The organism is Citrobacter sp. RHB20-C16 (assembly GCF_013890155.1).
In the GTDB taxonomy this organism is placed as follows: Bacteria; Pseudomonadota; Gammaproteobacteria; order Enterobacterales; family Enterobacteriaceae; genus Citrobacter_A; species Citrobacter_A amalonaticus.
The window spans coordinates 4,133,945-4,147,558 of record NZ_CP057630.1 but is presented as its reverse complement, the minus strand read 5'-3'; the positions used below and the strand labels follow the sequence as shown (position 1 = coordinate 4,147,558).

The 13,614-nt window shown below is 41.8% G+C and carries 13 protein-coding genes and 3 pseudogenes; 4 read left to right on the top strand and 12 right to left on the bottom strand.

Translation table 11 applies throughout. The features are described from left to right. Window positions 1-57: 57 nt before the first annotated feature. Window positions 58-387 (top strand): annotated as a pseudogene (locus HVX64_RS19890) (transposase); the annotation flags it as partial. A 14-nt stretch (window positions 388-401) separates the two neighbouring features. Here HVX64_RS19890 and HVX64_RS24190 read toward each other — a convergent pair. From HVX64_RS24190 to HVX64_RS19860, 7 genes and pseudogenes are all read right to left on the bottom strand, one after another. Further along, window positions 402-581: pseudogene (locus tag HVX64_RS24190) on the bottom strand (hypothetical protein); the annotation flags it as partial. A gap of 12 nt (window positions 582-593) precedes the next feature. Then, window positions 594-1,091: a restriction endonuclease gene (locus HVX64_RS19885; protein ID WP_181825142.1), complete on the bottom strand. Its 498-nt coding sequence runs from the start codon at window positions 1,089-1,091 to the stop codon at window positions 594-596. A 1,155-nt stretch (window positions 1,092-2,246) separates the two neighbouring features. After that, window positions 2,247-2,651, bottom strand: a complete 405-nt coding sequence (locus tag HVX64_RS19880; RefSeq protein WP_181825141.1) for a putative zinc ribbon protein — start codon at window positions 2,649-2,651, stop codon at window positions 2,247-2,249. A 404-nt stretch (window positions 2,652-3,055) separates the two neighbouring features. Further along, complete coding sequence (locus tag HVX64_RS19875; protein WP_181825140.1) at window positions 3,056-3,589, bottom strand: secretoglobin family protein; 534 nt, start codon at window positions 3,587-3,589, stop codon at window positions 3,056-3,058. A gap of 123 nt (window positions 3,590-3,712) precedes the next feature. Further along, window positions 3,713-4,285 (bottom strand): hypothetical protein, encoded by a 573-nt coding sequence (locus HVX64_RS19870; protein ID WP_181825139.1) that lies wholly within the window; start codon window positions 4,283-4,285, stop codon window positions 3,713-3,715. A gap of 62 nt (window positions 4,286-4,347) precedes the next feature. Then, window positions 4,348-4,548: pseudogene (locus HVX64_RS19865) on the bottom strand (AlpA family transcriptional regulator); the annotation flags it as partial. A gap of 103 nt (window positions 4,549-4,651) precedes the next feature. After that, window positions 4,652-5,233: an inovirus-type Gp2 protein gene (locus tag HVX64_RS19860; protein WP_181825137.1), complete on the bottom strand. Its 582-nt coding sequence runs from the start codon at window positions 5,231-5,233 to the stop codon at window positions 4,652-4,654. A gap of 378 nt (window positions 5,234-5,611) precedes the next feature. Here HVX64_RS19860 and HVX64_RS19855 point away from each other — a divergent pair, with 378 nt between their 5' ends. Then, window positions 5,612-6,409 (top strand): hypothetical protein, encoded by a 798-nt coding sequence (locus tag HVX64_RS19855; protein ID WP_181825136.1) that lies wholly within the window; start codon window positions 5,612-5,614, stop codon window positions 6,407-6,409. 232 nt (window positions 6,410-6,641) lie between these two features. Here HVX64_RS19855 and HVX64_RS19850 read toward each other — a convergent pair whose 3' ends face one another. After that, the gene (locus tag HVX64_RS19850; RefSeq protein WP_181825135.1) at window positions 6,642-7,181 is read right to left on the bottom strand and encodes a cytochrome b; all 540 of its coding nucleotides are present in this window, start codon (window positions 7,179-7,181) and stop codon (window positions 6,642-6,644) included. Window positions 7,182-7,776: 595 nt separating this feature from the next. On the opposite strand from HVX64_RS19850, the gene HVX64_RS19845 reads away from it, so the two are divergent. Beyond that, window positions 7,777-8,421 carry a hypothetical protein gene (locus tag HVX64_RS19845; protein ID WP_181825134.1) on the top strand — a complete coding sequence of 215 codons (645 nt, stop codon included), beginning with the start codon at window positions 7,777-7,779 and terminating at the stop codon, window positions 8,419-8,421. Between the two features lie 370 nt (window positions 8,422-8,791). Here the strand turns inward: HVX64_RS19845 and HVX64_RS19840 are convergent, their stop codons facing one another. The 4 genes from HVX64_RS19840 to HVX64_RS19825 all read right to left on the bottom strand — a co-directional run bounded on the left by HVX64_RS19840 (window position 8,792) and on the right by HVX64_RS19825 (window position 12,042). After that, window positions 8,792-9,415 (bottom strand): DUF2971 domain-containing protein, encoded by a 624-nt coding sequence (locus tag HVX64_RS19840; protein WP_181825133.1) that lies wholly within the window; start codon window positions 9,413-9,415, stop codon window positions 8,792-8,794. 213 nt (window positions 9,416-9,628) lie between these two features. Then, window positions 9,629-10,174 carry a tyrosine-type recombinase/integrase gene (locus HVX64_RS19835; RefSeq protein ID WP_249418906.1) on the bottom strand — a complete coding sequence of 182 codons (546 nt, stop codon included), beginning with the start codon at window positions 10,172-10,174 and terminating at the stop codon, window positions 9,629-9,631. Between the two features lie 176 nt (window positions 10,175-10,350). Then, window positions 10,351-11,217: a hypothetical protein gene (locus tag HVX64_RS24185; protein ID WP_249418886.1), complete on the bottom strand. Its 867-nt coding sequence runs from the start codon at window positions 11,215-11,217 to the stop codon at window positions 10,351-10,353. A 126-nt stretch (window positions 11,218-11,343) separates the two neighbouring features. Continuing rightward, complete coding sequence (locus HVX64_RS19825) at window positions 11,344-12,042, bottom strand: DUF4145 domain-containing protein (RefSeq protein WP_099144055.1); 699 nt, start codon at window positions 12,040-12,042, stop codon at window positions 11,344-11,346. Window positions 12,043-12,612: 570 nt separating this feature from the next. Between HVX64_RS19825 and HVX64_RS19820 the strand changes: the two genes are divergently transcribed. Beyond that, window positions 12,613-13,515 carry a DUF5677 domain-containing protein gene (locus HVX64_RS19820; RefSeq protein ID WP_181825132.1) on the top strand — a complete coding sequence of 301 codons (903 nt, stop codon included), beginning with the start codon at window positions 12,613-12,615 and terminating at the stop codon, window positions 13,513-13,515. Window positions 13,516-13,614: the final 99 nt, after the last annotated feature.

The following is a 13,614-nucleotide window of genomic DNA, read 5'->3' as shown; positions in this document are numbered from 1 at the left end:
GCTTTAATAGCTGGTATGGGTATGTTATTTATACCATTGCAGAAAGATAACGACAGTTATCTATTGAAGATGCGGATGGACAATGGGCTGAAATTAGTCTCACTGGCTCTGGTGAAATAGGCTGAAGAGTATGGCGTGATGCAGAAATTTATTAAATCAAGTAAACCAACGAAGAATGATATTATCGAACGGTTTTAACTGGATCTATCTGATAGAAATATTAGATTATTATCTTTTTATAACCCTAAACGAGTCACGGGAAATCACAGAGCGCTGGCTGGTGGAGTATAACAGCGAGGAGCCTCATGAATCCCTGAATGACTGACACCGGGAGAGTACCGACTGATGACCGAAAACCTTGGGCTCTCAAAAAGTGCGTGGAACTAAAACAAATGTACTTACAGTTTTACTTCCCTTGCTTCAGAATATGCATACGGGTAATGTTGTCCCCCCGTTGTCAGTCAGTGTGTTGGCCTGGTATTCAAACCACGGGCGTTTCGTGTCGTATTCAGGATAGTATTGCAGCTACTGCCGCAGAGGTGATAGGTGTAGCGGTCGTAAGGAGCAGTCTGTGCAACTATAAAATCAAGACGTCAGATAGATAGCATACGGATTTCAATCAAAGCAAGTTTAACTTTATTCTGTGTAGTGTTGTGCCGTAAAAAATACCGTTTCCATTTTATTCGTTTAACATCAGGTAAAACTAACCACAGATGTACTCTATTCGTGGGCATATTACGGCTTATATAATTTCCTGCTTTATACAGGATATTTTCAATGGAGTTGCGAGATAGTGAAGATTTAAAAGCATGTTTGCACTGAACAAAAATAGTGTCATCCCCTTTTCGCAGAATAAGGTCGATACCGCCATCATTAAATCCTGCTGTGAGCCCTCTGTATTCCACTTCATAGCCCTCAGCCTCAAATGCCTGACCAGTAAATTTTTCGTAAAGAGAACCCCAGCCATGAGGATCAAGATCGGCAAAATGACCGGTAAACAAAAGAGTATTCTCTGTGAGAACTGAGTAGGTCTTCATACTGTGATCCAGTTTGAGGTATCCAGCCTGAAGTACAGTTCCAATACCCTTCATAATCAGCTTCCTGCAGTAAGTAATTAGGTAATGTCAAACGCATAGTGATTGTGAGAACAGCGCACTTCAAACGGTTCTCTCCCGTTAATAAATCATGTTAACTCGCGAGAGAATCTTCTTGGGGGCCTTCGGATGATGCTTGCTCCTCAGTTGGCGTTGCTGCAGAAGTATCAGGGTTCACATCGTTACACGGTGGATGGTTCCTGAGCCAAGTCTCGAATAAATGCCCAAATTTAGATCCCAGGTAGATATCTTCAATCTGGGAAATTATATAACCTATAACAGTAATAATAGCGGAAGCATAAATCAATAAAAACAAGATAAACAACCCTGTCTCTTTGCTTCTCCAGAAAGAAGAGATGGCATCCCATCCTGCATAGATAAACATAGCAACTGCAAATACCCCGAACAAGGTAGTTATCACGTAGGATCTGCGGACAACCTTAGTGTTAACCCCTGAACCCTTTCTCAGGATAGTGACCGATAATAGTGTTTTTCAGAAAACCTCGCAGACGTACATCCAGCGAGCTAATATTTTCAGCCGCCATACCAGTCAGGGAAAGATACTGGGGCTCTGTGTAATCGCTGCAGGTCGGAACGACAGGGCATTTTCCTGTAATAATTTATGCTCAGCGTCAGAGTGTCCTGCCTGGGTTCTGTCCACTCTGAATACGGTTATTTTTGTTTCATTACTCTGATACTGTTCATTCGTTATTCGGGTTGTATTGTATGCCTGACGGAGCAGAGTTTTCATTGTCTGGAAACACTTCTCCGGAAGTGAGTCGTGTCGGGAAAAGTAAAAAGTGTCCTGGTTGAGCATCAGTAGTGTCTGATATGAGTGGGGAGAAGTTTTGCTTCCAATCCATCTGAGAATTGTTGGTGGCGATGGCCTGCCGCTCAATTGTCGGGTCGCTGCCAGTTCACTTACTTGTCGGTAGACGGTATCCTGAAAACACCCTATTGTCTCAGGGCCTGGGCAGTCCAACGTCAACCGAAATACAGCCAGACGTGGGTACTGGTCGATGGCCTGTTGAACTACCCGCTTTACTTGCTGCATTTCTGTCAGCTCATCGTTTAAATACTCCATAAGATTTCCTGAAATAACATGAGTGTTAAAGCGATCTTCATCATATTAAGGAAATACCCCATGCCCAATCAGTTTGTATCTGATTGCTTGTCAGTTTCTTCGATACTGTAGATGCCTGTTCCGCATGAAGTGCAATGCTTTTTCCCACTGTAATGATTTCCGCACCACACGCAATGCCAGAACAGCACCATTACAGGTGCATCCAGATTGCCGATGATTCTGCGTAGTTTTTGGCATCGGGCTTCGGCTTTCACTTCAGGATCGAGATGGGTACATTGCATCAGAACGTTCGTCGTCACTGTTCGCTGGTCATGTTCAAACCAGGGGGCCTCACCAGATGAACCCGCATGAAGTATCAACTGACAGCCACAGGAAGAGCAGGTCCATACCCTGCTTGGTGACTGCATCGCGTCTTTAGCAGTCACAATGTGCCCATCACGATTATTGGCAAGGTAACATTTCAACATGCGCATGCCAGTACCTCGACCAGGATGTTATGTTCTGTAATGTATCTATCGGTCTGGCAGACCAGACTGCACCGTTTACCGTTGTGTGCTAGGAAAAATTTGGCAAACATCTTCAGACTCCTGAGGGTAGGCGCAAGTCGTCCCGAAAAGGGAAGTCTGCGTCTTGCGATTAGATGGATTAAAGGGATTAAAAGGGGATTGGTGTGGCTGTCACATAATGGAATGCTGACGTAAAAAACTGTCAGGTTCAGAAATCGATACTCCGTCGGCGCACGGTTAACTGATGGTCAGCTACTCCGTTACAGCCATACAGTAAGCGCGTATTTTTCTGCTCAATCCAGGTCATATGCTCCGGTACATTGCGCATGCCGCTCGGTACCGGATCGCTGTTACGGACAGGTATCCGACCTTCACAGTGGCCGGGTGGCACGAATGTAATCCTCAGTCAGTGCCGATAAACTATTGAACTCTTTTTGTCGTGTATTGATCCATTTCTTCAGCGTGGCAGGAAGCAGCAGATGCAGTGCGTACCATGCTTCCGGTTCAATCCCTTTCACCAACTCACACCAGCACAGCAACATCAGTGATTCACGTATACCGGGCTGTGGATACTGGCGGAAGAGCAGCGATAACTGCTCAGCAAGGGCACTGAGTCCCAGTCGGTAACATTCACTGCGCAACATCCCCGCCAGCGCTGGCCCCTCAGCACGTTTAATGATACGTCCCGCTACCGATTCTTCTTCCACACAAGCAGCCTGCGTTACCGTCAGCAAAAATTGCGGGATAATGAGCAGTCCGGTAAGCCCGTTCGGTAACGAGCAGGACGTCACGGTCAGCCTGTGCCACTTTTTAATTTCAGGCTGGCAGAGCCCATGAGTGACCTGCAGCCGGGTGAGGTCATCAAGCCAGGCCTGACAGTGTGCGGTAAAAATGGTTGAGTTCATCTGTAAATCCTTATCGTTGAATCGCAGACAGCGCCGTTCCGCCAGTGTGAAGCTGTGCGGGAAACGGCATCTGTGGAAAGTAATGCGGGATTGGGGGAGGAAGATGTGCTTTCGTCTCTGGCATCAGTTGCCGGTAAACAGCAGGTATTCATCTATCATCAGGGTTAAAACGGGATCACTATCCTGGCGGTCACCCAGCCAGAGATACAGCGCGTCGTCTGGCTGTCCGACCAGACGCTCCAGCCAGTCGCAAGGGTCATCCCCGCACATCAAATCGTGCCAGCACAGCCAGACTATTTTGTGTCGGATTTCCCGGCTGGTCAGTCGCTGTAACATCACCAGCAGTGCCCGTTGTACCAGGAACTGCTTCAGTCGGGCACATTCACTCAGCAATATGCCTTCCAGCATGGGATGGTGAAGCAGCAGCGTGGTGTCTGAATCCAGCCGGGTGGACATGTCCTCTGTCACCGTGATGACCGGAGGCTGATTACCGCAGAACAACCGGTACAAAGCATGGGGTACCACGGCAGTGACCTGCCCCGTACCCGTGAAGCGGAGCGAGCCTATGGTGAGTTGATGGCTGGCCTGGATGTTCGGGTGACACAACCCATGTCGTACAGCCAGACGCGTGAAATCGTCCAGCCAGCGCTGGTAATGCTGCAACAGGAAGTCATGACGGGAATACGGTGTTTTCATGACAACGCCTCCACGGGAGTTACGGTAAGTTTGTGGGGCATTGCCAGGGCGGAATTCTCTCCCCGGGATGCATCAATGCGGGCCTGTAGCCAGGCTTCGACTTCACTCTGTCGCCAGCGGGAACTACGACCAAACTTGATGGGTGCCGGAAACTCACCGTCTTTGATGAGCTTGTAGAACCATTTATCGGTTAATCCGGTGAGATGGGTAATGAAAGCCATATTGACGAACTGGTCTTCAGACAGGGAAGGTTTAATGGTCATGACGAGATTCTCCGGTAGCTAAATAAGTACCGGAGTCGTGTGATGAATCACTGTACCCTTCTCCGGCATAACAACCGGAACTGACGTAAAAAAGTGCGTCGTTTTATCGAAGCCCTCGCGGTCTGCCCAGTCCACTCGCGGGTGGTACCTCGCTGGCCCCGTAGTAAGTCTGCCCGTGTTTTGATTTCTCCTTGGCGAGATAGCTGATGATGTAGCGCAGGTTGTCGATGGCTGCAGCATCATCGTAATTGACGGGGCGGGTGATATCGGCTTCGTAGAATTTCTTACGATCACAGCGATTGTGGTACCCCTCATCCTGTGTAATCTTCTGCCAGACAGCCCCTGCCTGTTCAGCCACCGGAAAGGTGGCCTGGTTATGGTGACCATCAAGATACATCACGATATGGGCATGGCATTTGTGTCGGGAAGTACACTCCAGCACCCAGAAGTGACCTACAATGTTGCTCTCTAACATCAGATATTCTGTTAACTGGCGTACCTCCCGTTCTGTCTCGTACCATCCGTGATGGTTATAACGCCACGTGTCATTCTGATAGAACACATCGAGTCTGAGGGGCTGAAGGCGGGAGTAACGTTCCAGTAGCTGATCAAGATGGTGGTTCAGTAACGACAGTAGGAACCAGTTCATCGTGTATTTGCGGTTCCAGGGCCAGGGAAAGTCCATGATTTAATCCTCTGTAGTGTGTATACAAAGGAAGGTGGTGATATGTAATTTTTATGCTGGAAAGTCACAGTATTTCTGTTTACTGAGCAGTACTGTGGGGACAGGATATATACAGACGGGTTAAGCGGATCACAGCGGGAGGGGATATGAAGAGGAAGTTCTTAAAACATGAAGACCTTAATTATACTAAAAACCCAAATGTTCGTTCCTGGTATCCAGGCTGTCCTGACAGCATCATATTCAGCATTTTTACGTGAGTACATGTAACTATAAATCGACCATTTAAGATAAAATCGAAGTAAATTAATCTATTTGATAAGTAAGGAATTAAATCTAATTGTTATGCACTTTATCTAAAATGCTTAATAGGTGGTGGATATGTCAGAACGAATCACTTTCAATGCAACCAATTCTGAGACTCTGCGCGTTGTAGATGAATACAGCAAAAAACAGAAGATCTCACGGTCGCAGGTTATTTCCACATTGCTGGATGCTACCGTTCCGGTACTGAAAGATATTAATCGTTATTATCAGCTTGCGGACGAACTTAAGGCCCGGCTACTGTCTGGTGTCTACCAGCAGGATTTGCCTCGCCGAAGAAATGTTGTGACTGCTGAAAAGTACTGCATGGAGATCTGGGAAAGTAAGCTCCAGGTTGGAAAAGGGTATGACTTTGACAGCGTCAATGGCAAGGTGCATGTTCGCGAACATAAGCGACACTACCGTCGGGATAATGCAGTTGGCAGGGTCGAAAATCGACATATCAAAGAGCTCTGTCAGTTTATCCTGGCGAGGTCAGAACAGGATGCCCGTTACGCCTGTTTTATCTATACCGAAAGGATTATATTTGCTGATGCCGAGACCTCAGAACTCTCCTCATCGCCAGTCAAATTTGCGGCAGGTGACGCTGTGATTTTGCTGGCAAAAGATGTGGTTTTTAACGAGTTTTTCTTTGATATAGGTAAGGCGCTTTTTATCAATGTGGTTGATCTTATGTCATACGGTACAAGTGGTATCCCGGAGACGACAGGAGACCCACGAGTTCACTGCTGGGTGCCAATCCTGTTTAGTGGGAAAAATGCCGTGATAGTACCTGTGTACCTGATTGACCCTGCTACGGCCCCGACGTTAAGAAAACCAGACAACATAACAGTGGTCTACCTCGGTAAAAAATAACGTTGATTCTTGCTCCCGCCATGCTGTGCGTTTTCATCTATCCCGTGGCAACCTCAGACTCATCCAGGTTGAATTACTTTGTGCCGGTGAAAGTCAGCAATGTGATAAAGAATATACAGTGCTGAGCTGTAGGCATTCTGTCTGACATGAACCTAGGCTACAGGGGATATAACGAAGCGTTGAGGGCAGCAATATTGCTGCCGGGAAGACGCTCCCCCGGCAAAAACACAAATTAAATCGGCTTGTTGTGATCAGGAAGCATTCTACATAGTGTGTTGTCCTTCTGGACATAGTGATGAAACAACGCCGCTGCCGCATGGAAAGCAATAAAGAAATATCCGGCATTACCCAGTGTTTCGTGAATATTTTTCAGTACTGACTTCACCAAAGGGTCGGGTGTAGCAAAAGGAGAAATGGTGAGCCCCAGAAAAAACCAGTTCTTACCGTTAAAGGCCATCAGAGCGACCCCCAGTAATGGCAAAGCCAGAAAAGTTATGTACAGAACGATATGCATTACCCTGCCTGCCTTCATTTGCCAGCGGGGCGGAGGGGGAACTATGTCTGGTTCGGGATATCTGTGTCTGAGCCACAGTCGTAAAAACATCAGAAGCCAGACCACAATACCTGCATTGTAATGGGTTTCCCTCATGAAAAGGTAAGCTGCTGAACTTTTGGGAAACCACCCCCTGAGTTCCATTGCGGCATAAGTCACTGCAATTAACACCAGCGTTAGCCAGTGAAGTTGTATCTGTAAGCGGGTAAATTTTGTCATTTCCGATCATCCTGAAAACGCACGGTGTTAACAGCTTGTCATTCGTTTCTTAATTTTTTCTTAACGTCTTATTTCGGAAAAATAATCAGAACGACGATGTGAGAAACAACCATATGTGAGAAGACGTAGGTAAAAACCACTGTAAATCCGCCGGTAAGGTCTACCGGGGTGGGGTCAGTCCAGATAGCGTTGCATCGGCCCGTTGAACTCACAGCACGAAGCTGTCAGAACTAACTGTACTTGAGGTCCGCTGTGAGCGATCAGCGGACATAACAGCTAACGGTGACAATTGTCGGCTACGGTGATCACCCTACAATCTGAACGGCGTACTGATAGCCTGTAGCGGGCTAGGGGAATGTAGTAAAATCCAAAATATGCATTGCTATAAGCGAGGCCATATAAAAATGGTCCGCCGACAGAGTATTCTACAAGAAGTAGTGTAATCATCTTTCTTTATTGACAAAAACTCTATTGGATCTATTTGACCGTCACAATGGGGTATGATTATGAAATTTCGATGGGTGTTGGTATTGCATTAGATAGAATTTGTTAATATATTATTCAAGCCAATCCATTATATTAACATCCAAAAAAAATGAAAAATATTAATTTAGAAAATTTTAAACCAATAGAGATATTAACTCTTGTTATTTCATTTGTTGCCATGTGGCTATCCTGGAATGCTCAGGACTACGTTGAAGCTACGTATTCAAATAATCAGAAGATAATCATCTACAGTGAGAAATATAAAGATTTAGAAGGCGTCAGTAAAATTTCCGCGCTAGGAGAAAATAAGAGAATACTTTCAATTGAAATTATTTACCCAGATAATTTTAGGAACGAGGGAGATTATATTGATTCGCGTGGAGTGTATGAGAATGATCCTCAGGTCATAAAGAAATTAACTAAAATCCTCCCTGGAAACCTTACGAATGGTGAGTATTCTGCCTCCATTCCAGTTAGGCTAGTAACGCGTTATGCGGTGGATGGCGATTCTTACTTAGATATTTCAAACTATGTGATGGCTTTTTACTTTTATCTAAAAAATAATAATAATGCAAATCAATTATATGATTTGACTGTGCATGAAACCCAGTTTGTTTTCTCTTCAAGAAGGCCAAAAAGCCTAATTTATTTTATCAGTAGTTATTTTTGTGGTGAGGATGAGACCCAGGATATTAATAAGATGTTTAATGAAAAAGTCTTCTGGAATACCGTCAATTTTGCAGGAAAGATATAAACAACGGCATGTGAATGATGCCCTCGCGTACCCTGCATGGGCATAATAATTTTTTACATCCTATCCCGGTCAGTGGTATAAAGGGCCGGGAAAGAATTGCTCTGAACAAGCACGTTTGCGACGATGAAATGATACATAGCCAATGGGATACTTATTATTGCCAAATAATTTTTTGATCAAATAATCTACTGAAGTCACAACCCACTGCTATATGACCATTATTCATGTTTGATCCCTCCAAATGTAGCTTACACCCGCCACACGGGTAAAGTTTGAACATAAAAAAACTTTACCCGTGTGGCGGAAGATCGTTAAACTTTTTCATTGTCATAAACAATGGGTATTCGTGTTAGATCATATCTTACATTTGTTAGATGATACTATCGCCAATCCTACGCCATTCTTTATTATCAATTAGTGAAGACTTTCCGACCTTAATGTCTTCACAGCCATTAATATTTTTAATGGTTTCTCTAATAATATTAAAAAATGCATCTGGAGCCCATGGGTTAACAGATATTTTCCTTATGGCTGTTAAAGGTATATCCAAGTGTTTAAATGCAATATCAGTCGAAGATGGATAAATAATCCTATATTCAGACTCATCAGAAAATGCATATCTTTTTAAAAATGGCATATCATCTACAGTAGCAGTCCCTCCCCTCATTTTTGAAAGTTGCATGTAGTTGACAGGTCCATGCATGATATTTTTATTCTTTTTTAGATGGCTTTCTAGCTTATCTCTATCGAATACAATACAGACACCATTATCCGTATGAGTGAAAACACGCCAGTGATGATAGGTTTCATTTTTTTCTGACAAACACAAAGCTAAAGTCCGTTTCAATTTTTTCTTTTGTGTATATACGCTCAGGTAATGTGAATCATTTTTATCATCCCAGGTCGCTGGATCAAGCAATGTAAGCTGTTTATTAGTCAATATGCATAGTAACGATGGGATACTTGTATATCTACGTAACATTCCGTTATTCAATATTATTTCCTCACTGTAATAATGTTGCACTCATTAGAACAAATAGTACTCATAAGACCACCCTATAATTTTCACTCTTTTTGTCCGAAAATTCAATTGATTAGATATGCTTGTTAAAAAGATTACGAAAAAACCCCCCTTTATTGAGTAACGTAACACTGTGCAATCAACATCCGCTTCTGGCACAGGGCTGCTGTTGCAGCCCTGACAACCTTAGACTTCAATCGATTCAGAGATCTCTAACGCATCATCGACTTCAATGCCCAGATAACGGACTGTGCTTTCCAGTTTCTTATGACCCAACAGAAGTTGGATCACCCGGAGATTCTTGGTTTTCTTGTAGATCAGGTAAGGTTTTGTTCTTCTCATGGAATGTGTGCTGTAAAGTGAATCTTCGAGACCAAGCTTTTCTACCCACCCATGAAAGATTCGGTTGTATTGCCGGGTTGAAATGTGCTGGTTAGTTCCGACCCTAGACCGAAATAAGAAGTCTTTACTGCGCAAATTGCTAAGCTGTATCAATGCAGCAACAGCTTCTCTTGTCCCTTTGGTTATCTCAAATTGCACAGGGCCACCGGTTTTCTGTTGCAACACCGTTGCTCTGCTTGAAACAGAGCTACCATATGCAACATTAGATACTTTGAGTTTGACCAGATCACAGCCTCGAAGCTTACTGTCCAGGGCCATATTGAACAGAGCTAAATCGCGCGTTTTACCTTCCAGTTCGAGCCGGATTCGGATCCCCCAGATATGAGATATCTGAAGTGGTCTTTTTTAGCCGATGATACGGTCTTTGTTCAACGGTGACGTGTTCATACTCAAATCTCCTGCAATGTGGGAGATTTGAGTATGGTTGTCCCTTATGAGCGATGAGAAGACGCTGGGGTCAGTAACACAGAAGTGTAGCGGAAATTTGAACCACATAATTTGTTTTGTTAGATAGCTTTGCTTCGATATTCAATTTCTAAAATTGCCTTTGTCATTGCCGCAATAATTATAGCTTCTACCATAGTCAATTCAGGCTTGTTCAAGCTTCCGTGTCCAGCAGTAGGTAACTTGTTGCGTAAAACATAAATATCTTTAATTGCATCAATAAGATTCTGAGGTAATTTTGACATTTTTTCGAACTGTTTAAAAAAGCCACCCAATGGTTCATTTGACACATTCGGGTTTTGAGTGATTTCCTTAGCCATAGTTTCTAAAATATTAGAGGCTGCGTGCAGTGTACCTGCCGGATCATTAGTATCCAAACAATTATTCATTCTATCTATTTGCTGAACGATATTTGGGTGCAATCTCTTTAAGTAATCATTACCAAAATTTTCATTGAAATTTTTGACACTTTCAAAAACATCGCAATCTAAATAAAATTTAGGATTGACTGACATCCATGTATATTTCCAATCATTTTCCAAATTATCTTTTTCCGCAATACGCCTGCCTGTATCTTGATCTATTTCATCAACATATTTATGCATGTAATCAGCATAGTAGTGCAAATATTTGAATGATATTTCTGGGCAGAAATTACTAACTGATGAAAGGCCGCCAAATTCGTTTGTAGTAACTGCGGGGACTTCTTCATCACATAAAGATGAGAAATTGGTTCTTTTCCAAAATTCGCCCAGTTCCTTTTCTTTTTCAGTTGCCATACCAGCTATCATATTGCTGCGTGAGAGCAAAACTACACTCTCATAGTATCGAGGACATCTGTGTGAACTAGCGTATGGGCATATTGATGATGCATTACGATTTTTACGCTCTTTTTCCCACCAATTTTTATCAGGAACAATTCTTTGCATGATTTAGCTACTATCTCAGGACTGAATGAATGCTTAGCCTTCTGCACAGTTTATCAGTTCTGGCATGCCTTCGGCTACCTCACTGATTCAACCTCAAGTTATAGACTAAAGCGATACGATCTCCACTTAAACTGCTTGAGATTTATTTTGTAAGAACTTCTTAGCTTCATGTGAATGAACATAGATCTGTTTCATGAGTAACTCTATAATGTCCAATGATAAATTTAATTGTTCTCTAGATGGTTTAAAGGATTCATGTGCAGATTTGTTATAAAGGATTCTGAGTGAATGTAATATTACTTTGCTATCCCCGCTAATTTTTCCTTCAGTAAAAAGATTGTTTATTTTATCTTCAAGATTACGACCTTTAATCCCCTCTTCTTTGCAAATAATTTCAATTAACCCTCTAATGCCTATACCAGCAATTGTTAAACATTCACTATTTATTGCGCTGATAGTTTCAATATACATATCTCTTAATGCTGTAGGTAACCGGTAAGTATGTTCAAACTGAAGTAATTGCTGACGCTTAGGATAATAGTCGACAGAAATTTCTGGTTCGTTAGTATAGAAATCAATATTTTCCGAATCATATTCCTCAATTTTTAACGAAGGCTCCATGCAGCCTTGACATTGTAAAATTTTCAGATTTTTATAACATGTGACTGAGTTATCATACTGGTCATCTTCATGCTGAGTGGAACTTAACTTTACTTCGACCAATCTCTTATGATTAGTTATTCTTTCACAAATATGACAGTCAACAGACAAAAAAATATCATCGTTAAATTTAATTGTTGGATTTTCCCACGTAATTCTACTCATCTTAAAAATCCTATAGGTTAACAATATTTTAATATAGCGCAAGTTAGGAGTATTTTGAAGCTATGTTATTGATAGTAAGTTTTTTAGGCGGAAAAATGTGAGCGACCTTACAATAATCAATATAAAAAACTCCTTAGGGAACATAATTAGTATGTCGATTTTGCTCTAAAAGTGGATTGTTCAGTTTTACTGAAATGCTTACAATTCGACCACGATATTACAACTTTTCAGGACCACTAAAAGTCCGCTCCTGGCACTTAACGGAAAACTGCGAAGATCTAAAACTGGTTCTTGCAATACCAGAAACGGCAATAAAATATAAGGTTTCTGGTCAATTTTAGGCTATTTCGGCCAGTATAATCAGATCCTTTCATTTTTATGAAAATCAATATGATCAACGATATGAGTATATCTAAATTATCTGACATGATTAAATTGATTGCTTAATAAGCATTTTTATTTGGTGAGTTTTGCCACAAAAAATGAAATAATAGCAATTTCTGAAAAAAGTACTTTAGCCAAAGTATGCTATATGAATCACTAAAATTTATCGATATGGTGGAGTAAGCAATGCATGATCTTGTCAAGGAATTTATAAGGAAAAGAGCCATTTCAGAGGACATCGAGTTAAATGAACCTTTACATGACGGGTTATATTATCTCGAAAAACTGAATGAAATCATTGAGTATTGTTGTAGAGACAACGAAGCTAAACTTGTGGAAGAAGTTTATTGGTCATCAATGCATGATATGTACAGAAGGAATTATGAGTATTGTTGTGGAGTGTTCGGTGTCTTTTTAATTGGTCAGATTCCTTCATGTGAAGCCTTGTGCAGAACAGCAATAGAGGGAAGTGTTAATTTACACTATATAAGTCTTGGTGATTCAATGGCCAAGCAAATATCATATTTCAAAAATCACTTAGAAACTGAGCGCAAACAAAATCAAAATTGGAAACGTAGTATAGAAGACTCTTCATATTCTGATGAAGCTAAAGCTGACCACTTGCAGAGGATTGCTGATAAAGATCGGATTCTAGATCAGTATGAATATGCACTAAAAACATCACTTGCGTTAAACAATATTGATTTCGATGAGGTTGATCTAAAATGGCCAAGTATCTTTGATCGTTTCAAAGAAATAGGGCAAGAAGTAGAGTATAGAACCATTTATGCTGCCTTATGTTCTCAGGCACATAATGATGCAGAGGACTCTCTAAATAGAATAATGTCCAGAATTACAGCAAATGTAAATGGGATGGAAGAAGCTCAATGGATTGAACAATACAACTTTTCTCTATATATGGCTCTTACTGCTTTAGATTATCACGCTTTTGCCTCTGCAATGTACCTTGCGAAGTTTGGAATTGACGTAAAAGAAATAATAGAGTTAAAGAATAATATCATTCAGTCAATTCTTTATATAATTGAAAATGGTCCTCACCTGGTCTTTGAGAAAATAAAATTAAAGTGATTCTAATAAAGGTGTCAAAGGTTTTTGTTGTCCATGCTTTTTAATTGATTATAAACAAGGCATGAATCAAAAATAATATCATAGTGTGACTATTATGGA